20 protein-coding genes and 1 tRNA gene are annotated in these 24,145 nt (G+C 66.9%); 6 read left to right on the top strand and 15 right to left on the bottom strand.

The window, feature by feature from the left end:
- Positions 1–546: 546 nt before the first annotated feature.
- The 4 genes from PV781_RS19530 to PV781_RS19515 form a co-directional block, all read right to left on the bottom strand.
- Positions 547–1,824, bottom strand: coding sequence for an O-acetylhomoserine aminocarboxypropyltransferase (locus PV781_RS19530; protein ID WP_274777299.1), 1,278 nt, complete (start codon positions 1,822–1,824; stop codon positions 547–549).
- A gap of 110 nt (positions 1,825–1,934) precedes the next feature.
- On the bottom strand, positions 1,935–2,474 hold the full coding sequence (locus PV781_RS19525) for a CoA-binding protein (protein WP_274777298.1): 540 nt from the start codon (positions 2,472–2,474) through the stop codon (positions 1,935–1,937).
- A gap of 15 nt (positions 2,475–2,489) precedes the next feature.
- Positions 2,490–3,269: a TatD family hydrolase gene (locus tag PV781_RS19520; RefSeq protein ID WP_274777297.1), complete on the bottom strand. Its 780-nt coding sequence runs from the start codon at positions 3,267–3,269 to the stop codon at positions 2,490–2,492.
- Positions 3,270–3,548: 279 nt separating this feature from the next.
- The gene (locus tag PV781_RS19515; RefSeq protein WP_274777296.1) at positions 3,549–4,307 is read right to left on the bottom strand and encodes an invasion associated locus B family protein; all 759 of its coding nucleotides are present in this window, start codon (positions 4,305–4,307) and stop codon (positions 3,549–3,551) included.
- Positions 4,308–4,549: 242 nt separating this feature from the next.
- Between PV781_RS19515 and PV781_RS19510 the strand changes: the two genes are divergently transcribed.
- The gene (locus tag PV781_RS19510) at positions 4,550–6,376 is read left to right on the top strand and encodes an extracellular solute-binding protein (RefSeq protein WP_274777295.1); all 1,827 of its coding nucleotides are present in this window, start codon (positions 4,550–4,552) and stop codon (positions 6,374–6,376) included.
- Between the two features lie 11 nt (positions 6,377–6,387).
- Here the strand turns inward: PV781_RS19510 and PV781_RS19505 are convergent, their stop codons facing one another.
- The 4 genes from PV781_RS19505 to PV781_RS19490 form a co-directional block, all read right to left on the bottom strand.
- Positions 6,388–7,974, bottom strand: coding sequence for an EAL domain-containing protein (locus PV781_RS19505; RefSeq protein ID WP_274777294.1), 1,587 nt, complete (start codon positions 7,972–7,974; stop codon positions 6,388–6,390).
- 200 nt (positions 7,975–8,174) lie between these two features.
- Positions 8,175–11,693: a transcription-repair coupling factor gene (gene mfd, locus PV781_RS19500; RefSeq protein ID WP_274777293.1), complete on the bottom strand. Its 3,519-nt coding sequence runs from the start codon at positions 11,691–11,693 to the stop codon at positions 8,175–8,177.
- Between the two features lie 90 nt (positions 11,694–11,783).
- Positions 11,784–12,080: an FAD assembly factor SdhE gene (locus PV781_RS19495; protein ID WP_274777292.1), complete on the bottom strand. Its 297-nt coding sequence runs from the start codon at positions 12,078–12,080 to the stop codon at positions 11,784–11,786.
- Between the two features lie 253 nt (positions 12,081–12,333).
- Positions 12,334–13,500, bottom strand: a complete 1,167-nt coding sequence (locus PV781_RS19490; protein WP_274777291.1) for a M20 aminoacylase family protein — start codon at positions 13,498–13,500, stop codon at positions 12,334–12,336.
- A gap of 268 nt (positions 13,501–13,768) precedes the next feature.
- On the opposite strand from PV781_RS19490, the gene PV781_RS19485 reads away from it, so the two are divergent.
- Positions 13,769–13,844: transfer RNA gene (locus PV781_RS19485), tRNA-Lys, on the top strand.
- 650 nt (positions 13,845–14,494) lie between these two features.
- Positions 14,495–14,713: a hypothetical protein gene (locus PV781_RS19480; protein ID WP_274777290.1), complete on the top strand. Its 219-nt coding sequence runs from the start codon at positions 14,495–14,497 to the stop codon at positions 14,711–14,713.
- Positions 14,714–14,848: 135 nt separating this feature from the next.
- On the opposite strand, the gene PV781_RS19475 is transcribed toward PV781_RS19480, so the two are convergent.
- Both PV781_RS19475 and alr read right to left on the bottom strand, forming a co-directional pair.
- Positions 14,849–16,114 carry a D-amino acid dehydrogenase gene (locus tag PV781_RS19475; RefSeq protein ID WP_274777289.1) on the bottom strand — a complete coding sequence of 422 codons (1,266 nt, stop codon included), beginning with the start codon at positions 16,112–16,114 and terminating at the stop codon, positions 14,849–14,851.
- Positions 16,115–16,125: 11 nt separating this feature from the next.
- Entirely contained in the window at positions 16,126–17,280 is a 1,155-nt protein-coding gene (alr, locus tag PV781_RS19470; protein ID WP_274777288.1) for an alanine racemase, read from the bottom strand.
- A 105-nt stretch (positions 17,281–17,385) separates the two neighbouring features.
- On the opposite strand from alr, the gene PV781_RS19465 reads away from it, so the two are divergent.
- Positions 17,386–17,874: an Lrp/AsnC family transcriptional regulator gene (locus PV781_RS19465; protein ID WP_274777287.1), complete on the top strand. Its 489-nt coding sequence runs from the start codon at positions 17,386–17,388 to the stop codon at positions 17,872–17,874.
- 126 nt (positions 17,875–18,000) lie between these two features.
- On the opposite strand, the gene PV781_RS19460 is transcribed toward PV781_RS19465, so the two are convergent.
- Positions 18,001–18,549 carry a cupin domain-containing protein gene (locus tag PV781_RS19460; protein ID WP_274777286.1) on the bottom strand — a complete coding sequence of 183 codons (549 nt, stop codon included), beginning with the start codon at positions 18,547–18,549 and terminating at the stop codon, positions 18,001–18,003.
- A gap of 142 nt (positions 18,550–18,691) precedes the next feature.
- Here PV781_RS19460 and aptA point away from each other — a divergent pair, with 142 nt between their 5' ends.
- Positions 18,692–20,044: an omega-aminotransferase AptA gene (gene aptA, locus PV781_RS19455; protein ID WP_274777285.1), complete on the top strand. Its 1,353-nt coding sequence runs from the start codon at positions 18,692–18,694 to the stop codon at positions 20,042–20,044.
- Positions 20,045–20,059: 15 nt separating this feature from the next.
- On the opposite strand, the gene PV781_RS19450 is transcribed toward aptA, so the two are convergent.
- Together PV781_RS19450 and PV781_RS19445 are read right to left on the bottom strand one after the other, a co-directional pair.
- Complete coding sequence (locus tag PV781_RS19450; RefSeq protein ID WP_274777284.1) at positions 20,060–21,211, bottom strand: GGDEF domain-containing protein; 1,152 nt, start codon at positions 21,209–21,211, stop codon at positions 20,060–20,062.
- A 463-nt stretch (positions 21,212–21,674) separates the two neighbouring features.
- A complete protein-coding gene (locus PV781_RS19445) occupies positions 21,675–22,508 on the bottom strand; it encodes a histidine phosphatase family protein (protein WP_274777283.1) in 834 nt (277 codons plus the stop codon).
- 78 nt (positions 22,509–22,586) lie between these two features.
- Here PV781_RS19445 and PV781_RS19440 point away from each other — a divergent pair, with 78 nt between their 5' ends.
- On the top strand, positions 22,587–22,934 hold the full coding sequence (locus PV781_RS19440) for a hypothetical protein (RefSeq protein ID WP_274777282.1): 348 nt from the start codon (positions 22,587–22,589) through the stop codon (positions 22,932–22,934).
- 136 nt (positions 22,935–23,070) lie between these two features.
- Here PV781_RS19440 and rpsI read toward each other — a convergent pair whose 3' ends face one another.
- Together rpsI and rplM are read right to left on the bottom strand one after the other, a co-directional pair.
- Positions 23,071–23,547, bottom strand: a complete 477-nt coding sequence (gene rpsI / locus PV781_RS19435; protein ID WP_274777281.1) for a 30S ribosomal protein S9 — start codon at positions 23,545–23,547, stop codon at positions 23,071–23,073.
- 2 nt (positions 23,548–23,549) lie between these two features.
- Positions 23,550–24,011, bottom strand: coding sequence for a 50S ribosomal protein L13 (gene rplM, locus PV781_RS19430; RefSeq protein WP_209100044.1), 462 nt, complete (start codon positions 24,009–24,011; stop codon positions 23,550–23,552).
- Positions 24,012–24,145: the final 134 nt, after the last annotated feature.

Below are 24,145 nucleotides of genomic sequence, written 5' to 3'. Positions count from 1 at the left end.
GGTTCTCGCAAACCCGAGCCTCACCCGAAGACCGGCCAATGGCCACCGTCAGCTACACCACCACCGGGGACACGATCTCAGGACTGGAAAAGAGTCAGAGCTGGAAAAGAGGCAGAGCCTCACCGGCCTTGCAGACATGACCCGGCACAGAAACGTCCCCTCTCCGCTTGTCATGGCCGGGCTTGTCCCGGCCATCCACGGGGAATGGCCGGGAAGCGCCTCAGGAATGCGCCAGCGGCGAGGCGTGGATGCCCGGGACGAGCCCGGGCATGACGATCCGGCAGGTCTCAGGGCGGAAAAGAGTCAGAGCTGGAAAAGAGGCAGAGCCTCACCGGCCTTGCAGACATGACCCGGCACAGAAACGTCCCCTCTCCCATGTGTCATGGCCGGGAAGGGCCCGACATGGGCACGCGCCCAATGAAAATGCCCGGGACAAGCCCGGGCACTGCGGCGTGAGGGGGAAGGGCGGGGTTGCTGTCCGCGCCCTCGAAATCCTTCAGAACACCACCGGAAAGCGCCCGCCCGAAAGCGGGCGCCCGGACCTGCTCAGGCCAGGGCCTGCTCCAGGTCCGCGATGATATCCGCCACATCCTCGATGCCCACCGAGATGCGCACCACCTGCGGCCCGGCGCCGGCGGCAATCTTGGCCTCGTCGGTGAGCTGGCGGTGGGTGGTGGAAGCCGGGTGAATGATGAGGGAGCGGGTGTCGCCGATATTGGCGAGATGGGAGAACAGCTCCACCTTCGACACCAGGTTCACGCCCGCCTCATAGCCGCCCTTCAGGCCGAAGGTGAAGACCGCGCCGGCGCCGTTGGGCAGGTATTTCTGCGCCAGCGCATGGTAGCGGTCACCCTCCAGGCCAGGATAGCTCACCCACTCCACCGCCGAATGGGTGGAGAGATAGCGCGCCACGGCCAGCGCATTGGCGCTGTGCTGCTTCATGCGCAAGGCCAAAGTCTCGATGCCGGTCAGGATCATGAAGGCGTTGAAGGGCGAGAGCGCCGGGCCGAGGTCGCGCAGGCCGAGAACCCGGGCGGCGATGGCGAAGGCGAAATTGCCGAAGGTCTCGTGCAGCACGATGCCCTGATATTCGGGCCGGGGCTTCGAGAGGAAGGGATAGCGATCGGTGGCGGACCAGTTGAAGGTGCCCGCGTCCACGATCACGCCGCCGATGGAATTGCCGTGACCGCCCAGGAACTTGGTGGCCGAGTGGATGACGATGTCCGCGCCGTGCTCGATGGGCCGCCACAGATAGGGCGAGGCCAGCGTGTTGTCGACGATGAGCGGCACGCCCGCCGCCTTCGCCACCTTGGAGATGGCCGCGATGTCGGTGACCACGCCGCCGGGATTGGCGATGCTCTCCACGAAGATGGCCTTGGTCTTCGGCGTGATGGCGCGCTCGAAGCTTCCGATGTCATCGGGGTCCGCCCACACCACGTTCCAGCCGAAGCTCTTGAAGGCATGGGTGAACTGGTTGATGGAGCCGCCATAGAGCTTGCGGGAGGCGACGAACTCGTCACCGGGCGTCAGCAGGGTGTGGAACACGAGGTGCTGGGCCGCATGGCCCGAGGCCACCGCCAGCGCGGCCGTTCCGCCTTCCAGGGCCGCCACGCGCTCTTCGAGCACCGCGTTCGTGGGATTGCCGAGGCGGGTATAGATGTTGCCGAAGGTCTGGAGGCCGAACAGGGCCGCCGCATGGTCCACGTCGTCGAAGACGAAGGACGTGGTCTGGTAGATGGGGGTCGCGCGGGCGCCGGTGGTGGGGTCGGGCTGCGCACCGGCATGGACGGCCAGCGTGGCAAAGCCGGGATGGCGGTCGGTCATGTCACTTCCTCCTCGTTCCCCGGCATCATGCATCGCGCCGGCGTTTATTTCCAGTCATCACATAGAAAATATGTGTATTACGTGATTTCACGTAAAATCGTCGCGCACCCCTATTGCGGCTTCACCGGCGTGCGGTTCAAAGAGAGGCGCTGCACCCCTGCGCCCAGGCGCTGCGGGCGCTTGGACGAGATGGTGCGGCTGTTGACGCCGGTCCAGCCGATCTCGCCGGAGAGGCGGCCATATTCGATCTTCGGGCAGCGATCCATCACCACCTGGAGCCCGGCGGCCTCGGCCTTGGCGGCCGCTTCGTCATGCCGCACGCCCTGCTGCATCCAGAACACCTTGGGCAAAGGGGAGAGGGCCAGGGCCTCGTCCAGCACGGCGGGCACGTGGTCCGGCGCGCGGAACACGTCCACCATGTCGATGGCCACCGGCACGTCGGCGAGCGTCGCATAGACGGTGCGCCCGGCAATGGCCTTGCCCGCCTGGCCGGGATTGACCGGATAGACCTCGAACCCCCGCTCGGCCAGATATTTGGTGACGAAGAAGGAGGGCCGGCTGGGATTGGGGCTCGCGCCCACCACGGCCACGGTCTTCACCTGCGAGAGGATGTCCCGGATGTAGCGGTCGTCATAGCGGTCGTGATTCATGACGCCCTCCTCCTGTCAGGCGCGGCGCGCCTTGCTGAACAAAGTGAAGAAATTGTCCGTGGTGCGGGCCGCCAGCGCGTCCAGGCTCACGCCGCGCGTCTCCGCCAGCACCTTGGCGGTCTCGCGCACGAAAGCCGGCTCGTTGCGCTTGCCCCGGTGGGGAATGGGGGCCAGGAACGGCGCGTCGGTCTCCACCAGCATGCGATCTTCCGGCACGCTGGCGGCGATCTCCCGTAGGGCGGTGCTGTTCTTGAACGTCAACACGCCGGAAAAGGAAATGTAGCCGCCAAGCGCCAATGCCCGCCGGGCCAGATCCGGCCCCGCCGTGAAGCAATGGAGCACGAAAGGAAAAGCGCCCTTGGCGCTCTCCCGCTCCAGAATGTCAGCCACGTCGTCATCCGCCTCGCGGGCATGGATGATGAGCGGCAGGCCGGTCTCGCGGGAGGCGGCGATATGGGTGTGGAAGCCGTGGGCCTGCGCGGCGCGGGGACTGTTGTCGTAGTGATAGTCGAGCCCGACCTCGCCGATGGCCACCACCTTGGGATGTGCCGAGAGGGCGATCAGGTCCTGCGCGGTGACATCCGGCTCTTCGGCCGCCTGGTGGGGATGGGTGCCCACGGAGCAGAAGACGTTGTCATAGCGCTCGGCGATGGCGCGGATCTCGTCGAACCGCCGCACGCGGGTGGAAATGGTGAGCAAATGGGAGACCCCCGCCTCGGCGGCACGGGCGACGATGGCGTCGCGCTCGGCAGCAAAATCGGGGAAGTCGAGATGGCAATGACTGTCGACGAGCATGGGCAACCTTGATGCGCGGGCCCTTCACATAGGCCCTCAGGGCGGCGGCGTCGAGGCGCCGACATCGCGGTCGGGCCGGCATTCCGCCCGCGCCGGTCTTGATCCGGCCCGGGGCGATCCCCTGCACACGAATAAGCGGGCGCCTGCACCGCGCCCGGTCCGCTGTCTTCCCAAGGGCAAGACGAGGCCCCGGGACGCAAAAAAGCCGGAGGGGCACGGCCGCCTCCGGCTTTCGTTCGAGGTCCCGCCTCCTTTTAAGAGAGCGGGCTCAGACTTGCATCACTTGCCGGCGGGCGCGGCGGGAGCAGCGGCGGGCGCAGCGCCCGGCTGGCCGCCCTGGGCGGCGGCGCGCTCTTCCATCTTCTTCTGGGCGAGCTTCTGAAGCTCGTCGGCGAGCTTCTGGCGCTCGGCGGCCACCACCTGCGGGTCCGAGGCCGGGCCGTCATAGGCCTTGGCGAAGTCCTTGGCGGGGATCTGGAAGTTCAGCGTACGACCGCCCATCTGCAGCGCCTGGATGGTGATCATCTGCGCCTTCTTGAGCTTGGTCACGAAGTCCGCGTTCACGTCCATGCTGGCGAAGCAGCCGTTCGGGAAGCAGATCTCATACTTCAGCGCGATCGGGGGCTGCTGGTCGATGACCACGCGGGTGCCCGGCTGCACGAGCATGCCGATCGGAACCGAGACGATGAACTTCTTGTTCGGGTCGTCCTGCAGCTCGCGGATGGCCGCGGAGGCGAGCGGCTGCCCGGTCTCGGCGGTGAAGTCCTGCGAGGTCATGCAGATCTGCTTGTTCACGCTCTGCTCGGTGCCGCAGACCTTGGTCCAGGGCGTATTGATGCCGGGCACCACCACGGAGGCGGGCGACCCCTGCTGGGCCTGCTGCTGCGCCGGCGCGGCGGGCGCGGCCTGGGCGGGAGCGGCGGGCTTGGCCGGCGGCTTGGACTGGTTCTGCGCCTGAGCATGGGCGCCCGTGACGCCGAGCGCGAGCACCACGGCAGCGATGCTGCCCGCGCGGCTCAAGGTGAGGGCTTTTGTCATTCCAGAAACTTCCCCGTGGTGCATCTCGCCGGAGCAGATACGAGGCGCAACGGCGTGGCTGCACCCCTCTTAACGCCGGCTGTCTCAGTGTCAAATGAGGCAAGACAGTGGCCCGGCCCGCCTCGTGCGCCGCTGCCGACGCGTCGCGTGCTACATTGCGCGAAAATGCGGCCATCGCAGGACAGCGCGGCCGCAATCACACGCCGGTCCCGTACGGGCCGAGGGGAGGACAAACGGGCGGCATGGTTCAGCGCACGGCCTTGGCCGGCATTCTCTTTCTGGGCCTCCTGGCGGGTCCCGCCTTGGCGCAGCAGGCGGCCGCGGCATCCCGGACACCGCCCGCCGGCGCGGGCGAGGCGCACGCCATCGCCATGCACGGCGCGCCCGCCTACCCCGCCGGCTTTTCGCATTTTTCTTATGTAAATCCTGCTGCCCCCAAGGGGGGACAGCTTACCTTGTCGGCGCCGGGCACCTTCGACAGCCTCAATCCCTTCGTCGTTCGCGGCTCCCCCACCTCGGTGATTCGCACCTATGTGGTGGAGAGCCTGATGGCGCGGGGCTATGACGAGCCCTTCACCCTCTATCCCCTGCTGGCTGCCGGGGTGGAAACGGACGAGGCGCGCTCCTTCGTCACCTTCCGCATGGATCCGCGGGCGCGCTTTTCCGATGGCACGCCGGTCACCACGGCAGACGTGGCCTTTTCGTTCGAGCTGCTGAAGACCAAGGGCCGCCCCAACCACCGGCTCTATTACGGCAAGGTGTCGCGGGTGGAGCGGCCGGACGCGGCGCGCATCCGCTTCGTCTTCGAGACGCCCGACCGGGAATTGCCCCTCATCATGGGCCTGATGCCGGTCTTCTCCCGCCACGCCACGGACCCGCAGGCCTTCGCCGAGGGCGGCCTTTCGCCCCCCATCGGCTCGGGCCCCTATGTGGTGGAGGCGATCTCGCCGGGGGCCAGCATCACGCTCGCCCGCAACCCCGCTTATTGGGGCGCGGACCTGCCCGCCAATGCCGGGCTCTACAATTTCGACCGGATCCGCGTGGATTATTTCCGCGACGCCAACACCGAGTTCGAGGCCTTCCGCCGCCATCTGGTGGATGCCCGCTTCGAGAGCGACCCCACGCGCTGGGAAACCGGATACGACTTTGCCGCGGTGCGCTCCGGCGCGGTAATCCGGGAGGTCATCCCCACCGGCCTGCCCAAGCCCCATTTCGCCCTGGTCTTCAACACCCGCCGGCCCCTCTTTGCCGATGTGCGGGTGCGCCGGGCGATCCTGGAACTGTTTGATTTTCCCTGGATCGACCGCACCTTCTATCACGGCCTCTACACGCGATCGGTGGGCTATTTTGACGGCTCGGACCTCTCCGCCGTCGGGGTGCCCGCCAATGCCGCTGAACGACGGCTCCTCGCCCCCTTCCCCGACGCGGTGCGTCCCGACGTACTGGAAGGCACCTACGCCCCGCCCCCCTCCGACGGCTCGGGCCGCGACCGGGCGCGGCTGAAGGCGGCGCTCGGGCTGTTGGAAGCAGCCGGCTGGCGGCTGCGGGATGGCGCGCTGGTGGACGAGGCGGGGCGGCCGTTCGGGTTCGAGATCATGGTGAACACCCGCGAGCAGGAGCGCCTCTGCATCGCCTTTGCCAGCCAGCTGGCCCGCGCCGGCATCACGGCGCGGGTGCGCATCGTGGATGCCGTGCAGTTCGACGCCCGCCGCAATGCCTTCGATTTCGACATGGTGCCCTTCAGCTGGGGCCAGTCCCTTTCGCCGGGCAGCGAGCAGGGCTTCTATTTCGGCAGCGCGGCCGCCGACAGCCGCGGCAGCCGCAATTATATGGGCATGCGCAATCCTGCCGCCGACGCGCTGACGGCCGCCTTGGTGGCGGCGGACGACCGGTCTCAACTGGTGGCCGCCGCCCGCGCCCTCGACCGGGTGCTGATCTCCGGCACCTATGACGTGCCGCTCTTTTACGCGCCCGGCCAATGGCTCGCCCGCTGGCGCACCATCCAGCGGCCGGCCACCCCATCGCTCTACGGCACCTTGCCGGAAACCTGGTGGCGGGCGCAGCCCTGACCTGACGGGCCTCAGGCCGGTTCCAGGGCCTTGCGGTCGTTCAGCTTGTCCAGCACCGTGTCCGCATCCACCGGACGCGAGAACAGGAAGCCCTGGGCCTTGTCGATGCCATAGTGCTTGAGGCGCTGGACCTGGCGCTCGGTCTCCACCCCTTCGGCGATCACTGAAACGCCAAACTGGCGCGCCAGGTGCACGATGGAGCCCATGGCGCTCGCCTCGAAGGAGCGCCCCTCGCTCTCCTGGAGGAAGGACTTGTCTACCTTGATATAGTCCACCTTGATGTAGTGCAGGCAGGCGAAGTTGGAGAAGCCGACGCCGAAATCATCAAGCGCGAACTGGGCGCCGCGCTCCCGCAAGGCGCTGACCACGCCCTGCACCACGTCGGACGAATAGTCGGTGATCTCCCGCTCCGTCAGCTCGATGATGACGCAGCGCAGCGACTGCGGCGTATCGCCGAAGGCCTCGGTGGCCATGGAGACCATGCGCGGATCGCCCAGCTGGCTCGGCGGCACGTTGATGGACACATCCAGGCCGTTCTTCACATGCCGGAACCGGCCGAGATCGGCGGCGGCGCGGCGCATGACCCAGCGGGTGGTCTCGTAGATGAGCGGACTCTTCTCGATCCAGGGAATGAAGGAGGCCGGCTGAAGCTGTCCGTGCGTCGGATGGTTCCAGCGCAGGAGCGCCTCCACGCCGATCCATTCACCGGTGGCGATGTCCACGGTGGGCAGATAGACCAGGGAGAAATCCCCCCGCCGCAGCGCCGACTGAACCTGCCCTTCCACCGAAAGGCGGTTGCGCAGATGCGCCAGCGGGCCATACCAACCCATGGCGCCAAAGGCGGCAAAGAGAGCGCCGAACACGACGATCTGCCCCGCCCAGCTGCGAGCGATGGACCATTCCGACACCGCCACCTGCAGCGCCAGCGGCCCCTCCCCCGACGGCACGGCGAGAACCGTGTCGTGCAGAAGGGCCTTCTCCGCTTGCTGGCCCCCGCCCGCTCCTTGATCTTGCCCGCTCGCTTGCCCGCTCGCTTGCCCTTTCTCTTGCCCCGGCGTGGCGGCGCCGGTCAGGCCGCGATGAATCACGCGAATGCTCCCGGCGGAGCCTTCCAGGCTCACGATGAGGGGCGAGACCAGGCAAGCCGTGTCGAGGGTGGCCTTGGCCCACAGGTCGCCCGGCCCCTTGGTGGAAATCTGCACCACGCCGGACCGCCCCGCCTCCGCGTGGCAGGCGCTTTGGCTCTGTGTGATCTGTGCGGGCTGCGCGGTCCAGGAACACAAGGTCTGGCTGCCCCGCCCTATCTCCACCTGCTCCACCGCCACCGAGCGCAGCATGGCGTCGAGCTTGCGGCCCACCTCCTCGCCCGCGCAGGTGGTCTCGGACTGTTCGGCCACCACCTGGAGCGCCTGTCGGGAGAAGGCAAGGTTGCGGTCGAGCCAGCGCACGACCCCTTCCGCCTGGCGGCTGACCTCCCCCAGAATGGTCTCACGGGTCTCGATGTAATGCAGGATGGCAAAGCCGAGATAGAACACGCCAATGAGGGCCACATAGCCCTTCACCAATCGCGTGTCGGAGCGCTTCGCCTGGTCTCTCATCCGGTGTTCCCGCCCGCTTAAGTCCACACTCCGGCGTGCAAAAATGCGCCATACCGTACCATGGTGGCAGAACCAACCTTTAGGGCGGCTTCGGCGGGAGCGCAATCAAACTGTCACAACGTTTCCAGCCCCAATGCAAGCCTGAGCTTCACCTAACCACAGGTACGACGCTAGGTTACCCCCCTCGCGGGCGGTCCCGCTCACGCCACTTTCTTCTTGTCCACGAGGGCCGCCAGCTTGCGCAGAATGGCCAGCGTGCCCTTGAGGCGGGCCTCCGCGCTCGGCCATTCCCGCAGGAACACCACCTTGAAATCGGGCCGCACCTTGGCCTGCGGACCTTCCGCATGGATCATGGCGACAAGGCCGGACGGATCGGCGAACTGGTTCTCGCGGAAGGTGAGCACCACGCCCTTGGGGCCGGCATCCACCTTCTCGATATTGGCGCGCCGCGCGAACGCCTTGATCTGGGCGAGACGCAAAAGGTGCCCCACCTCTTCGGGCGCGGGCCCGAAGCGATCCACCAATTCCGCCCCGAACGCATCCAGCTCGCTCTCCTGGTCGATGTCGGCAAGGCGGCGATAGAGGGCAAGGCGCACATGCAGGTCCGCCACATAATCCTCGGGGATGAGGACGGGCGTGCCGATGGTGATGTTGGGCGACCACTTGTCGTCGGCAATGTCGGTGATGCCGGCCTTCAGGTGCGCGATCGCCTCCTCCAGCATCTCCTGGTAGAGCTCGTAACCCACTTCCTTGATATGGCCGGACTGCTCGTCGCCGAGGAGATTGCCTGCGCCGCGAATATCCAGGTCGTGGCTGGCGAGTTGGAAGCCGGCGCCCAGCGTCTCCAGCGACTGCAGCACCTTGAGGCGCCGCTCCGCCTGGGCGGTGATGGGCTTGGACGCTGGAATGGTGAAGATGGCATAGGCCCGCGCCTTGGCGCGCCCCACCCGTCCCCGCAGCTGATACATCTGGGCAAGGCCGAACATGTCGGCCCGGTGCACGATCAGCGTATTGGCATTGGGCACGTCGAGCCCGCTCTCCACGATGGTGGTGGAGAGCAGCACGTCATACTGGCCGTCATAGAAGGCCGACATGATGTCTTCGAGCGCGGTGGCGGACAATTGGCCATGGGCCACCGCCACCTTCACCTCCGGCACCTGCTTTTCCAGGAATTCGCGCACCTCGGCGAGATCCTCGATGCGCGGCACCACATAGAAGCTCTGGCCGCCGCGATAGCGCTCGCGCAGCAGCGCCTCGCGCACGATCAAAGGATCGAACGGCGTCACGAAGGAGCGCACGGCGAGGCGGTCCACCGGCGGGGTGGCGATGATGGAGAGTTCCCGCACCCCGGTCATGGCCAGTTGCAGCGTGCGCGGGATGGGGGTGGCGGTGAGGGTCAGCACATGGACCTCCGCCCGCAGCGCCTTCAGGCGCTCCTTGTGGGCGACACCGAAATGCTGCTCCTCGTCCACGATGACGAGGCCGAGATCGCGGAAATGGATGCCCTTGCCGAGAAGCGCATGGGTGCCCACCACGATGTCGATGGTGCCGTCGGAAAGGCCGGCCTTCACCGCCGACATCTCCTTGGTGGTGACCATGCGCGAGGCCTGGGCCACATTCACCGGCAGGCCCTTGAAGCGCTCCGAGAAGGTGCGGAAATGCTGTCGCGCCAGCAAGGTGGTGGGCACCACCACCGCCACCTGCTTGCCGGAGAGCGCCACCGCGAAGGCGGCGCGCAGCGCCACTTCCGTCTTGCCGAAGCCCACGTCGCCGCACACCAGCCGGTCCATGGGGCGGCCGGAGGCGAGGTCGTCGAGCACCGATTCGATGGCGGCTTCCTGGTCGTCCGTCTCCTCATAGGGGAAGCGGGCGCGGAATTCGTCGTAGAGGCCCGTGGTGGGCACGAGGCGCGGCGCCTCGGAGAGCTGGCGGGCGGCGGCGATCTTGATCAGCTCACCCGCCATTTCGCGGATGCGCTTCTTCATGCGCGCCTTGCGCGTCTGCCAGCCGGTGCCGCCCAGCTTGTCCAGCTGCGCCTCGGTCTCCTCCGAGCCGTAGCGGCTCAGGAGTTCGAGATTCTCCACCGGCAGGAACAGCTTGTCGCCGCCCGAATAGTGGATTTCCAGGCAGTCATGGGGCGCGCCCATGGCCTCGATGGCTTTCAGCCCCACGAAGCGGCCGATGCCGTGATCCACATGCACCACGAGGTCGCCGGCGGTGAGCGCGGTCAACTCCGAGAGCACATCCTGCGGCCGGCGCGCCTTGCGCTTGGGGCGCACCAGGCGATCGCCCAATATGTCCTGCTCGCCGATAATGGCGAAGTCGTCGGTCTCGAAGCCCGTCTCCAGCCCATAGACCGCCAGCGCCGCCTTGTTCTTCGGCAGGGCCGCCAGAAGATCGAAGCGGGAAATGGGGGTTGTGTCCTTCAGGCCGTGGTCGGCCAGCACGGTCGCGAGGCGGTCCCGCGAGCCTTCCGACCAGGCGGCCAGCACCACCTTCTTGGCCTTCTGCAATTCGCGCACATAGGCGATGGCGGCGTCGAACACATTGGCGTCGGGATCGGCCCGCTCGGCGGCGAAGGAGCGCCCCTGCACGCCGCCAAGATCGATGGTGCGCCCGGCGGGGGGCAGCGCGAAGGGGGAGACGCGCACCAGCGGCGCGGCCTTCAGCCGGCCCGTCCATTCCGAGCCGGTGAGATAAAGACGCTGCGGCGGCAGGGGCTTGTAGAGCCCGCCCGACCCCGGCTGGTTGCCGCCCATGGCGAGCTGGTCGCGGCGGGCGGCGTAATAATCGGTGATCTGGGCGATGCGCTCGCCGGCCGCTTCCTCAGTCAGCGGGTCCACCACCAAGGGCGTGTCGTCGAGATAGTCGAAGAGGGTGTCGAGGCCCTCATGGAAGAGCGGTAGCCAATGCTCCATGCCCGCATGGCGCCGGCCCTCGCTCACCGCCTCATAGAGGGTGTCGCCCTTGGTGTTGGCGCCGAATTCCGCCAGATAGGCCATGCGGAAGCGTCGCATGGTGTCGGTGGTCAGCTGGAATTCGGCCATGGGCACGAAGTCCAGCGCCCGCAGTTGGCCGGAGGTGCGCTGGGTTTCCGGGTCGAAGGAGCGGATGCTTTCCAGCGTGTCGCCGAAGAAATCGAGGCGGATGGGCTGGGGCACGCCGGGCGGGAACAGGTCGATGAGGCCGCCGCGCACCGCATATTCGCCGGTATCGCGCACGGTGGGCGTGCGCAGATAGCCGTTGCGCTCGGCCCATTCCACCACGCCCTCCAGCGCGATGGCATTGCCTGGCGCGGCGGAGAGCGACTGGCGCGAGACGAGATCGCGGGAGGGCACGCGCTGCACCGTGGCATTCACCGTGGTGAGCAGCACCGCCGGCGGCCCGCCTTTCACCCGCGCGAGGCGGGCGAGCGTGCTTATGCGCCGGGCGACGATGGCGCCATTGGGCGAGGCCCGGTCATAGGGCAAGCAATCCCAGGACGGGAAGGAGAGGATTTCCAGCTCCGGCGCGAAGAAGGCCAGGCCCCGCTCCAGCGCCGCCATGCGCTGCCCGTCGCGGCACACCACGGCGAGCGCCGGCCAGGGGGCCTCCTTGCGGGCCGCCATCTGCCGGGCGAGATCCGCCACCACCAGCCCTTCCATGCCATCGGGCACGCGGGAAAGGGTCAAGGTGGTGCCTTGGGCGATGTCGGCGGCAAGGAGACGGGGACGCTTCACGGAGGGGTCCTGTTCGATCTTTGTTCGGTCTCAGGCGGGCCGGCCTTCAGGCCGGCTGAAAGGGGCGCGCAGCAGCCGCGCGCCCGCGCCTCACTCGAAGACGCCGCCATTGGCCAGATGGAAGGCCTTGAGCTTGTTGAAGATGGGCGTGTCGAAATCCGCCGGCGTGGGGCTGGAGCCGCTGATCCAGGAGAAGAGGTCGGGGTCCTGCACCTCGATCAGCTCCTCGAACGCCTCCACTTCCTCTTCGGTCAGGCCCTCGATCTCAGCATCGGCGAAGCGGCCCATGAGAAGGTCCATTTCCCGCGTGCCGCGATGCCAGGCGCGGAAGAGGATGCGCCTGCGGCGCACGTCGAGCCCTGCGCTGGATTTCACCGTTCCCGTCATGTGAAGCCTCATGCTGGCGCGGGTTGCCCCGGCAAAGCCGGTCCGGCGAGCCCCTGGCCCGCCCGGTGCGGCGCTTATAGGAGCAAGTACGGGCCCTTGGCCAGTCTGGACCATGCAGACGGGCGCGAGGTTCCATGCCCCGCATGCGGAGCAAACGCCCCCGCCCGCAGGGCGGGACAGGCAGGCTCGGCTCTCAGGCGAGCGGAACCTTGGTGAGCCGCTCTCAGGCGAGCGGGACCTTTTTGAGCCGCTCTCAGGCGAGCGGCATGGCCTTCTCCACCAGCCGCACCCAATAGGAGGCGCCGTGGGGCAGGGCCTCGTCGGCGAAGTTGTAGCCGGGATGGTGCAGGCCCGCGCTCGGCCCGTTGCCGATGAAGATGTAGGCGCCGGGGCGCTCTTCCAGCATGTAAGCGAAGTCCTCCGCCGCCATGAGCGGGGGCGCGGCCGGGTCCACGTGCATCTCGCCGGCCACCTCGGTGGCGACCTCCTGGGCGAAGACCGTCTGGGCGGGGTGGTTCAGGGTGGTGGGATAGCCCTCCTTGATCCGCACCGTCACCTTGGCGCCATAGGCCGTGCCGACGGCGGTGGCGACTTCGGTCACGCGCGCGCGCAGCATCATGCGGGTGTCGGTGCCGAGGCTGCGCAGTGTGCCGGCAAGTTCCGCCGTCGGCGGCAGCACATTGTCCGCTTCGCCCGCATGGAACTTGGTGACGGAGACGACGCCCGAGGCGAGCGGGTCCAGATTGCGCGCCACCACCTGCTGGAGCGCGCTCACGATGGCCGATCCCGTGAGCACCACGTCCACGCCCTCATTGGGCTTGGCCGCATGGGCGCCGCGTCCGTCCACGGTGATGTAGAGATAATCCGCCGAGGCCATGATGGGGCCGGGGCGCATGGCGAAGCGGCCCACCGGCAGGCCCGGCAGATTGTGCATGCCATAGACCTCCTGGATGCCGAAGCGATCCATGAGGCCGTCCGCGATCATGGCCTTGCCGCCGCCGCCCCCTTCTTCCGCCGGCTGGAACACCAGCACGGCGGTGCCGGAAAAGGCGCGGGTCTCGGACAGATGCCGCGCCGCGCCGAGCAGCATGGTGGTGTGGCCGTCATGGCCGCAGGCATGCATGCGCCCGGGGGTCAGCGAGGCATAAGGCAGGCCGGTCACCTCGGTCACGGGCAGCGCATCCATGTCGGCGCGCAGGCCGATGACGCGCTCCCCCTCGCCCCGCCCGCGAATGACCGCCACGATGCCTGAGCGGCCGATGCCCTCCACCACCTCGTCGCATCCGAACTCCCTGAGCTTCTGCGCGACGAAGGCGGTGGTCTTCGGCAGGTCGTAGAGCAGCTCGGGATGGGCGTGCAGGTACCGGCGCCAGGTGGCCAATTCCTCCGCGGTATCGGCGAGGCGATTGAGGACGGGCATTCAACAACTCCCCAGGGGATGACCCGGCCGGGCGCGCGCCCTTCGCAACGGATCCCCTCTCACGCAAAGAGAGAGGACGCGGAGGCCGGCCCGGTTGCAGGACCCGTCCACCTGCGTCCCAAGGCACCATGGTGCGCGCCCGCGCCCCTTCGGGTCAATGCCCCGAAGACGGTCTCGCCGCAGCGCACACAGGAATGCCCCATCCCCCACTTCTGCCCGCGCCCCCTCTTGACCCTGGCCCCCCGTCCACGTACCACGCGCCCTGAGTGAGCCCGTAGCTCAGCCGGTAGAGCACGTGACTTTTAATCATGGGGTCTCGGGTTCGAATCCCGACGGGCTCACCAAAATCCCCTGCCATCTGCCAATCCCGTCTCGCACCTGGCGTTAAGACCAAGTGCCGGCTTCCTATGCAGCGCCGGGATACCCGCACTGGCAAGGAAGGTACGCGCAGAGCCGCATGCGCAGGTGAGGCCTGACCTCGTCCTCTTCCTGGCGGCAGAACCTCGCCAACAACACGGTGCCGGGAGTTGCACGCGCCCGGAGTTGCGCCTGACCCAGCGCGCCACGGCGCGAAGGATTTTGCAGCCCCGCTTGATCTAAAAGCCGCCCGTCGTCGTTTCGACCTGCGTTAGGGACTGAACGCAATGACGCCGCTGGCCTATATCACCCTGGCGCTGCTCGCCTTCCTGCTGACCACAGTGGCGGCCTGGTTCATCCTGTCCGTGTAGCGGACGCCGCCCGCGGGGTGGTCGCGCGGGCCGGTGCGCGAGGGGGAACCGCCACAGCCTGGGGCAGGCTTCGCCGGTTAGACAGGACAGGTCCGACCAGCCAAGGTCAGGGGACCTGTCGTGATGGACCAGATCGCGCACGTTGCGGTCCGCCCATGGGGGACCGTCAAGAAGAGCGGGAGAGGGGTGCCTCCTTCCCCTCCGGCGCCCCTCGCCCTCGACATCCGGCACGCGCCGCCGCCCGCCCTCGAAACGGGGGCGCGGACATGAGCATTCATCCCGAATTCAGCAGCGCCGACCTTCAGCTCATCGACACCGCCCTGTCGGCGCGCCTGTTGCGCGGCATCACCGAGCCGCCGGCCCGGCTCATGATGGATCGCGAGGCCCTGTTCCTGGAGCGCAGCCGCCGCTCCCGCCGCCGCTGCGTGGCGGCGACGCGATGGGAGCGACCGCACACCCCTTATGTGGGCCGCTTCGACGAGTGACAAGGCGGCGGCGAACCTTGCGCCAGCCGCTCCACTTTGTTAACGCTCATCAACGCCTTACGTCCGCATCTTCACAGCAAGCGCGAGCACACGGCGCGCGCTGAGTTCACGCGGAGCCCTCTTGGTGCGCCGCTCTCATGCGGCGGCCGCGTAGCGGTCCACCGAGAGGTCGGTGGTGTCGATCTCCGCCTGCCGGCCACTCACCAGATCCGCCAGCACGCGGCCGGAGCCGCAGGCCATGGTCCAGCCCAGCGTGCCGTGGCCGGTATTGGTGAACAGGTTGGCATAGCGGGTGGCGCCGATGATGGGCGTGCCATCGGGCGTCATGGGGCGCAGGCCGGTCCAGAAGGTGGCGCGGGAGATGTCGCCGCCTTCGGGGAAGAGGTCGCCCACCGAATAGGCGAGCGTCTGCCGCCGGGCCTCGCGCAGGTTCAGGTCGAAGCCCGCCAGTTCCGCCGTGCCACCCACCCGGATGCGATCGCCCAGGCGGGTGATGGCCACCTTATAGGTCTCGTCCATGACGGTGGAAACGGGGGCGGCCTCCGCATTGGTGAGCGGAACGGTGATGGAATAGCCCTTCACCGGATAGATGGGCAGGTCGATGCCCAGCGGGCCCAGCAAGGCCGGGGTGTAGCTGCCCATTGCCGCCACATAGGCATCGCCGGTGACCACCTCGCCGCTGGCGAGGCGCACGCCGCTGACGCGGCCGCCCTGCGTCTCCAGCCCCGCAACGGTGACACCGTGCCGGAAGGTGACGCCGCGCCCCGCGCAGATGGCGGCAAGGCGCTGGGTGAAGAGGAAGGCATCGCCGGTCTCATCGCCCGGCAGGCGCAGGCCGCCCACGAATTTGTCCCTGACGCGGGCGAGCGCCGGCTCGGCCGCGATGCAGCCGGCGCCGTCCAGCACTTCATAGGGCACGCCATAGGCGTCCAGCACCGAGGTGTCCTCGCCCACATGGTCGAGCTGCTTCTGGGTGCGGAAGAGCTGCAGCGTGCCCATCTCCCGCTCGTCATAATGAATGCCGGTTTCCTGCCGCAGGGCTTTGAGGGCATCGCGGCTGAACTCGGCCACGCGCACCATGCGCGCCTTGTTGCGCTGGTAGGCCTCATGGGTGCAATTGGCCAGCATCTTGGCCAGCCACACATAGAGCTTGGGATCGAGGCCCGGCCGCACCACCAGCGGGGAGTGCTGCATCATCAGCCACTTGATGGCCTTGACCGGAATGCCCGGCCCGGCCCAGGGCGCGGAATAGCCGGGCGAGACCTGGCCGGCATTGGCGAACGAGGTTTCAAGCCCCGCGCCCTCCTGCCGGTCCAGAACCACCACCTCATGGCCGGACTTGGCCAGGTAGAAAGCGGAGGTCACACCGACGACCCCGCTGCCGAGAACGACGACACGCATGGGAGCCTCCTTCAGGCGGGCAGGTAGCGACGGCAGAAACGGGAGCCGAGGCCGGTCAAGAGTTCATAGCCAATGGTGCCGGCCGCGCCGGCCGCCGCGTCCACGTCCTGGTGGGGGCCGATGAGGTCCACCAGCGTACCGGCGGCGATGGCGCCCTCGGGCAGGGCGCTGGCATCCAGCACGATGCTGTCCATGGAGACCCGGCCCACCAAGGGCAGGCGCTCATCGCCGAGCCAGGCCGCGCCCTGGTTGGAGGCGCTGCGCAACAGGCCGTCCGCATAGCCCACCGCAACGGTGGCCAAGCGCGCGGGGCCGGACACGCGGGCGGTGTGGCCATAGCCCACGGGGGTCGCGGCGGGCACATGGCGCACCTGCACAACCCGGCCCTGGAGGCGCACCACGGGGCGCATGGGGTTCGGCGCGCCCGCCTGGGGCGCGATGCCATAGAGCGCCGCGCCGGGGCGGACGAGATCGAAATGATAGTCGGCCCCGAGGAAGATGCCCGAAGAGGCCGCAAGGCTCGCCCGCACGCCGGGAAAGCGCGCCCGCGCCGCCTCGAACGCCGCCCGCTGGGCGGCATTGGCCGGATGGGCCGGATCATCGGCGCAGGCCAGATGGCTCATGACGAGACGCAGATCGAGGCCGGCCAACCCATCGGGGTCCGCTAGCAGGGCGTCCAGTTCCTCGGCGGCGAGGCCGAAGCGGGCCATGCCCGTATCCACCTGAAGGATCGCCGGCAGGCGACGGCCGGCGGCGCGCGCCGCCTTCTGCCAGCCCTCGATCTGCTCCAGGCTGTTGAGCACCGGCAACAAATCATGGGCCAGGAAATCGGCCTCCACCCCTTCGGGGCTGCCATTCAGGACCGCAATGGCGGCCTCGGCCGGCACATGGCGGCGCAGGTCCATGCCCTCTTCCAGATGGGCCACGAAGAAGTGGCGGCATCCGGCCTGCGCCAGAACCGGGGCGACGGCGGCCGCGCCGAGCCCATAGGCATCCGCCTTCACCACGCCGGCGCAGAGCGCGCCCGAGGCGGTGGCGGCAAGGCGCCGGTAATTGGCCGCGAGCGCAGCCAGATCAATGGTGAGAATGGCCCCGGCCCGTCCGGCGCCCATATCGGCGCCCAATGCCTGCGGGAAGGGGCGGGAATCCATTGCGATGAAAGCCATGGGAACCGCCAGAAGCTGGAAGGTTTGTTATGGCTTTACTATAGGCGCAACATCGTGCGAATTTCTCGCCAATCAGGTGCAGAATATTGCGTGGAGCTGCCGATAATGGATGAGACTTTCGAGGTTCCGCAGAATCCACCGCGTCCCGTCCTGGACGACATCGACCTGAAGATGATCCAGGTGTTGCGGGTGGACGGGCGCATCCCCAATGCGGATCTCGCCACCGCCGTCGGCCTCTCCCCCTCCGCCTGCCTGCGGCGGCTGCGGCTCCTAGAAAAGCGGGGCGTCATCCGGGGCTATACGGCGCTCATCCAGTCCACTGCGCTGGATGAGGGCTTGGTGGTGTTGACCCAGATCACCCTCGACCGGCAGACCGAGGACTATCTCAACCGCTTCGAGGCGGCGGTGCGCCGCTGCCCGGAAATCACCGACTGCTACCTGATGACGGGCTTGGCAGACTACCTGCTCAAGATCGAGGTGAAGAATGCCGCCGACTATGAGCGCCTCCACAAGGAGGTCCTCTCCCGCCTGCCGGGGGTGTCGCGCATCCAGTCCTCCTTCGCCATACGTACCGTGGTAAGCGGCGGGAAATAGGTAATTAAATACCTTCTTACGTTGTGTGCATGGGCGGCGCCCGCGACGCGTCGGAGGATAGCGGGAGTGAAGCCGAGAACCGGCCTTCCTCCGCCCTGTTCCGCCCGCGCCAAGCGCGTGTCCCGCTCAAAATGTGGGGGGCGTGCAGGCGCTGATGACCTCGCAGGCCACCGGCCCCACGCACCGAAATCGGTGGGGCCGACGGCTCTCGAAATAATACGCATCCCCCGGACCCAAGATGCGGCGCTCCTCGTCCACGGTCACCTCCAGCCGGCCCGCCAGCACGATCCCCCCCTCCTCGCCCTCATGGACGAGGGGCACGCGGCCGGTATCGGCTCCCGGCTCGTACTTTTCTTTCAGGATTTGCAATGACTTGCCGAACAGGCTCTCGCCCACCTGGCGGAAAGAAATGGGCCCCTTGCCGATCTCCACCAGCTCCTCGGCGGCGAAGAAGACCTTGCGCGGCGCATCCGGCTCCAGGGCGAAAAACTCTGATAGTCCAATGGGTATGCCATCGAGGATGCGTTTGAGGGCCCCCACCGACGGGTTCACCGTATTGGACTCGATCAGCGACACCGACGAATTGGTCACCCCCGCCCGCTTGGCCAAGGCCCTTTGGGAGAGCCCATGCTTCATGCGCACGAAGCGCAGGCGGGCGCCGATGTCGAGGCTCATGGCAGGAGGCCGTTCCAGGTGTTTCCGATCCGCACCACTATGCGCCTCGTTCTCTAGATTTCAATGGGTTGCATTCCGACAGAAAAGGACTTGTTGCGCCTCGCGAACAGGGCTTCCCTGGGCTGACAAGGAGCCCCCACCGATGAATATCGCCACCCCCGCCTCCCTGCGTGGCCACAATGCCCCGCTCGACGCCTATTGGATGCCGTTCACCGCGAACCGCCAGTTCAAGGCGGCTCCGCGCCTCCTCAGCGGCGCTCAGGGCATGTACTACACATCCGTGGACGGACGTCAGGTCCTCGACGGCTGCGCGGGCCTGTGGTGCGTGAATGCCGGCCACGGCCGCAAGACCATCGCCGACGCGGTCCAGGCCCAGCTCCTGGAAATGGACTACGCCCCGTCCTTCCAGATGGGCCATCCGCTGGCTTTTGAATTCGCCGACCGCCTCGCCGCGATCGCACCCGGCGGGGAAGCCGGCGGCCTCGACCGTGTCTTCTTCACCGGCTCCGGCTCGGAAAGCGTTGATACGGCACTGAAAATCGCCCTCGCCTACCAGCGCGCCATCGGCCAGTCGACCCGCACGCGCCTCATCGGCCGCGAGCGCGGCTATCATGGGGTGGGCTTCGGCGGCATCTCGGTGGGCGGCATCGTCAACAACCGCCGCGCCTTCGCTCCCCAGCTTCCGGGCGTCGACCATCTGCGTCACACCCATGACCTTGCCCGCAATGCCTTTTCCAAGGGCCTGCCCGCGCATGGCGCGGAGCTGGCCGAGGATCTGGAGCGCCTCGTCGCCCTCCATGGCGCGGAGACCATCGCCGCCGTGATCGTCGAGCCCATGGCCGGCTCCACTGGCGTCCTCCTGCCGCCGAAGGGCTATCTGGAGAAGCTGCGGGAAATTTGCACCCGCCACGGCATTCTGCTGATTTTCGATGAGGTTATCACCGGGTTCGGCCGCCTCGGCGCGCCCTTCGCCACCGACTATTTCGGGGTGGTGCCGGACCTCGTGACCACCGCCAAGGGCATCACCAACGGCTCCATTCCCATGGGCGCCGTGTTCGCCAGCCGCAAGGTCCACGATGCGCTGATGCAGGGTCCGGAGAACGCCATCGAGCTGTTCCACGGCTACACCTATTCCGGCCACCCCGCCGCCTGCGCCGCCGGCCTTGCCACCCTCGACATCTATGAGAGCGAGGGTCTTCTCACCCGCGCCTCGGAACTGGCAACCCTTTGGCAGGACACGCTTCACGGCCTGCGCGACACCGGAAAGGTGATCGACGTGCGCACCATCGGCCTCGTCGCCGGCGTCGAGCTGGAGGCGCGTCCCGGCGCAGTGGGCAGCCGCGGCTATGACGTGTTCGTGGAGTGCTTCAACAAGGGCCTCATGGCCCGCGTGACCGGCGACGTCATCGCCCTCTCCCCGCCCCTGATCGTCAGCGCGGAACAGATCGGGCAGATCGCCCAGATCCTCTCCGACGCCATCCGCGCCACGGCGTGAGTGCCCGCGGCCGGGTCAGGATGCGCTCTTCAGGGCGCTCCTGTCCCGGCCGCCTTCCTTGGCCCGATAGAGCGCCTGGTCGGCATCGGAGCGCAGCTGATCGACGGTCTGCGGATAGGCCGGATCCCATTGCACGATGCCGATGCTGGCCGTGAATGGCAGCGCACCCCCTTCCCAGATCATCACATCCTGCCGCAGGGCCCGAAGCAGGTCGTCCACCACCCGCATGCCCTCGCCCAGCGTCGTGTCCGGGAGGATCATGCAGAATTCGTCGCCCCCGGTGCGCGCCAGAAGGTCGGTGCGCCGGATCCGCTCCGAGGCGACGCGGGCGAAATGGCGCAGGCATTGATCGCCCGCCGCATGGCCGAATGCGTCATTTATCTCCTTGAACCGGTCGAGATCGATCATGAGAAGGCAGAACACGCTGCCCAGCCGTCGGGCATGCATCACTTCCGCCTCGATGCGCTCCAGGAAGTAACGTCGACTTCCCACTCCCGTCAGATCATCGGCAACCACGAGAGCGGAAAGGTCGGAGCGCACTTTCTCCATGGTGGCCAGAAGAAAGCCGAAACACGCGGAAAGGCATCCAAATACGGTGAGAAGTATACTGACGATGGCTACCGGATTTGAAATTGTCGCCGGAATAATCTTGACCGCGAAAGCAAGGACGGAGACGAACGTCATCATGTCTCCGAACGCCGCGACACCCATGGCAATGGCGCAGAGTCGAGATGCCGGCGTGGCAGCAGGGTCGCGCATAAGATCGCGCGCCATGAACAGGAAGGGCAAGGCTCCCGACAGGCTGTGAAAGAAGCGCAGCGCCACCGGGTCGTCACGAAAAGCGGTCAGAGCAAGCGCGATGCCGGCGAGCCACAGGGCGAGCAGCGCCCAGGGAACCCGAAGATTATAAAACTGCCGCAAGCCCACCCAAAGCAGCGCGACTGCAAGCGCCAACAACACATGAGCTGCGGTGGCGAGCACCACGTTCGGGTGCACGAAATGATAGGCCACTCCCGCCGCGCCGACCACTGCGGCAAGGCTCGACAGCAGCCACGATCCCGGGCCGCGCACCGTCGCATAGGATCGCCAGACGACGAACCAGGCAATAGAAAAGGTACTGCCCAGGAAGAGAATAAAGACGTAGATCGTGAACAGATCGAGCTTCATGGCAGCCGGCCATTCAGGGGTCCGGTGCCGCAGCCTCCCAAGACCATCACCGGTGTCTTCCTTCTTGTTTTTTACGATCCCAACGTCGCGCGACTCAGCTCCACGATCTTAAATCGACCAAAAGCGCCCTGTCGCCGTCGGCCGCCAAGTTTGAAGCCGCGTGGCGCGGGAAGCCTGACCTCCACCGCGCAGACAAGGCCGAACATATCGCCAGAGGCTATGTTTTAGAATTGACCTAAGGTTGGGAAATCAACAAGAGGGGAGTTGATCCCGCTCACGGATCATTCGGGTTGCTGCCATGCAGGCGGCCCATCGTCCCCATCACCGGCCGCCGATAGAGTCTTCGAGCAAGTTGGACTTCTCCAACAATTCGATCCGCAGGGAACCAACCCCGAGGGTGCGGACGCACTTGGCGCCCCGCGGCCGTTTTTGGCGCGATGTGCATATATTCAAGCGTGTCCGATCACCTCTTGCATCCGGTCGTGATTGGATCGAGGCCGTCGGGCATGCCCCAGTCATTGGAGGGCAGCTTGCCGAACGGCCCGGTGAATTCCTGCTTTTTCATCTGGAATTTCAACGGCGTCCCGTCCGGGGCAAAATCGATGATCCAGAAATAGTCATAGGTGTTGTCCGGCCATGTGCGGGGCACATCCGGCAGCTGATCGAGGCGCAGGGTCTGGCGCAGGGTCATCTGCTGGCCAGGATTGGCCTGCTCCAGCGCCTCGTTTGCGATGGCGTGATGCTCCCAGAAGACGAAAACGGTCTGCCCCGCCCAATAAGGGTCGTCCATGAGCAGTCGGGTCACCCATCGATTGCGCTCGGCAATGGCCGCAGGAAAGCCGGCGCGCCAGTCGCTATAGCCCTGAATTTCCTCCGGCAGCACAGCATAAAGGACGACGGGCTGCGTCCACGAAGCCGATGTGGGGGCGGCCGTTTCCAGCGCATGCAGCGTCACCGCAAAAATGGCAGCCGGCTTTTGCCCTGGCGCGAGCAGCGGCGTCCGGGCGCTGGCGCCAAGATATTGGTCCGCGACGGCGCGCGCCCGCAGCAGGCCCATATCGCAGAGCCGGAAGTCGTCCCGCTTCTCACCATGCCGCAAAAGAATGATCCGCGCGGGCGCAGCTTCCGCGAGGATGGGAGGCATGGCGGCACCAAGAAACGCAAGGCACGTGAGCAGGAAACGAAACACGGTGCGCCCTTTCAGACACTGCTCTTCCACCCCGGCAGCTATGATAAGGGTGCCTCGGGCCAAGGTGAAGGTGATCCCTTGCCGGTGGCCTGGAATGGCGGACGGCAACTTCCTCGCTCGCTTGCCAAGCCTCGCGGCCTCGCCTATGCGATGGACGGCGACGTTCCGGGGGATCGGATGGTGAAGATGAAGTTCTTTCTCGGAAGCACGGCTTTTTGGGCCTTCGGCCTTGCCCTTGCCGCGTCCGCCCCCGAAGCCGCCCTCGCCCAGAGCTCCGGCGGTTCGAACGTGCCGAAGGTGGATATCCACCCGCACAATCCCAACGTGATCCAGCTTCCTGTGATTCCCCAGGGCAATTATCTCGATCCCGGCCCCGGCGCTCCGATCCGCCCCGACGTCAGCGAAGGCGACGGGCGGAACGAGGATTATGTCTTCCCGCCCAATCTCGACGGCTTCATGGGCGGGTCGCCGCCCGGCGACCCCACGGCCGACGGCCAGTGGAGCCCCCTGCCCGGCGATACGCCGAGCTTCTGAACAAAAAGCCCCGGCCGCCCCAGGCGCCGGGGCTTTTTGTTAGGCGGCAACCGCCGGCCGGATTGAACCGCCCGCCACAAACGAAAACGGCGGAGCCGAGGCCCCGCCGTTTCCACACCCGGAAGATCCGGATAAATCAGCGCTTCGAGAACTGGAAGCTGCGGCGAGCCTTGGCGCGGCCGTACTTCTTGCGCTCGACCACGCGGCTGTCGCGGGTCAGGAAGCCGCCCTTCTTGAGCGGGGAGCGCAGCTCCGGCTCGTAGAAGGTCAGGGCGCGGGAGATGCCGTGGCGCAGCGCGCCGGCCTGGCCGGAAAGACCGCCGCCGGACACCGTGCACACCACATCATACTGGCCTTCGCGGCCAGCGATCTGGAACGGCTGGTTGATCATCAGGCGCAGCACCGGACGGGCGAAGTAGACTTCCACGTCACGGTCATTGACGGTGATCTTGCCCGTGCCGGGACGCACCCACACGCGGGCGACAGCGTCCTTGCGCTTGCCGGTGGCATAGGCGCGGCCGAACTTGTCCAGCTTCTGCACATGGACGGGGGCGTCCTGGGCTTCCACCTGACGGGCGTTCAGGGAATCGAGGGACTGAAGAACCTCGGCCATGTTCAGTTCCTCACATTCTTACGGTTGAGGCTCGCCACATCGAGCGCCACCGGCTGCTGAGCCTCGTGGGGATGGCTCGCGCCCTTGTAGACACGCAGGTTGCCCATGATCTTGCGACCCAGCGGACCACGGGCGAGCATGCGCTCCACGGCCTTCTCGATGATCCGCTCCGGGAAGCGGCCCTCGAGGATGAACTTGGCGCTGCGGTCCTTGATGCCACCCGGGAAGCCGGTGTGGTGGTGATAGACCTTCTGGTCGCGCTTGCGACCGGTGAAGACCACCTTCTCGGCATTCACCACGACGACATTGTCGCCGCAGTCCACATGGGGGGTGTAGATGGGCAGGTGCTTGCCCTTGAGGCGCATGGCGATGATGGTGGCGAGGCGTCCGACGACGAGCCCCGTCGCATCGATCACCACCCACTTCTTTTCGATTTCGGCGGGCTTGGCCGAATACGTCTTCATGGATCGGTTTCCGAATGAGGAAGCCGCTGGGTCCGCGCAAGCAGGCCACTGCGGCAATGGGCGAGGCTTCTAACCCAGGCCCGCCACACCGTCAACCAAACGTCACCATTGTTTTATCAATCAAAACAATGACT

The organism is Aquabacter sediminis, assembly GCF_028863665.1.
Lineage (GTDB): Bacteria > Pseudomonadota > Alphaproteobacteria > Rhizobiales > Xanthobacteraceae > L1I39.
The sequence above is the reverse complement of the archived record's forward strand: the minus strand, read 5'-3'. Positions and strand labels throughout refer to the sequence as shown.

Coding starts and splice junctions, on each gene's coding strand:
- rpsI (WP_274777281.1), bottom strand. CDS start 23,547: ATGGCCGAGGTTCTTCAGTCCCTCGATTCCCTGAACGCCCGTCAGGTG.
- PV781_RS19495 (WP_274777292.1), bottom strand. CDS start 12,080: ATGACGGGAACGGTGAAATCCAGCGCAGGGCTCGACGTGCGCCGCAGG.
- PV781_RS19530 (WP_274777299.1), bottom strand. CDS start 1,824: ATGACCGACCGCCATCCCGGCTTTGCCACGCTGGCCGTCCATGCCGGT.
- PV781_RS19515 (WP_274777296.1), bottom strand. CDS start 4,307: ATGACAAAAGCCCTCACCTTGAGCCGCGCGGGCAGCATCGCTGCCGTG.
- PV781_RS19525 (WP_274777298.1), bottom strand. CDS start 2,474: ATGAATCACGACCGCTATGACGACCGCTACATCCGGGACATCCTCTCG.
- PV781_RS19490 (WP_274777291.1), bottom strand. CDS start 13,500: ATGCCCGTCCTCAATCGCCTCGCCGATACCGCGGAGGAATTGGCCACC.
- PV781_RS19475 (WP_274777289.1), bottom strand. CDS start 16,114: ATGCGTGTCGTCGTTCTCGGCAGCGGGGTCGTCGGTGTGACCTCCGCT.
- PV781_RS19480 (WP_274777290.1), top strand. CDS start 14,495: ATGAGCATTCATCCCGAATTCAGCAGCGCCGACCTTCAGCTCATCGAC.
- PV781_RS19510 (WP_274777295.1), top strand. CDS start 4,550: ATGGTTCAGCGCACGGCCTTGGCCGGCATTCTCTTTCTGGGCCTCCTG.
- alr (WP_274777288.1), bottom strand. CDS start 17,280: ATGGCTTTCATCGCAATGGATTCCCGCCCCTTCCCGCAGGCATTGGGC.
- PV781_RS19450 (WP_274777284.1), bottom strand. CDS start 21,211: ATGAAGCTCGATCTGTTCACGATCTACGTCTTTATTCTCTTCCTGGGC.
- rplM (WP_209100044.1), bottom strand. CDS start 24,011: ATGAAGACGTATTCGGCCAAGCCCGCCGAAATCGAAAAGAAGTGGGTG.
- PV781_RS19440 (WP_274777282.1), top strand. CDS start 22,587: ATGAAGTTCTTTCTCGGAAGCACGGCTTTTTGGGCCTTCGGCCTTGCC.
- aptA (WP_274777285.1), top strand. CDS start 18,692: ATGAATATCGCCACCCCCGCCTCCCTGCGTGGCCACAATGCCCCGCTC.
- PV781_RS19520 (WP_274777297.1), bottom strand. CDS start 3,269: ATGCTCGTCGACAGTCATTGCCATCTCGACTTCCCCGATTTTGCTGCC.
- PV781_RS19460 (WP_274777286.1), bottom strand. CDS start 18,549: ATGAGCCTCGACATCGGCGCCCGCCTGCGCTTCGTGCGCATGAAGCAT.
- PV781_RS19465 (WP_274777287.1), top strand. CDS start 17,386: ATGGATGAGACTTTCGAGGTTCCGCAGAATCCACCGCGTCCCGTCCTG.
- PV781_RS19505 (WP_274777294.1), bottom strand. CDS start 7,974: ATGAGAGACCAGGCGAAGCGCTCCGACACGCGATTGGTGAAGGGCTAT.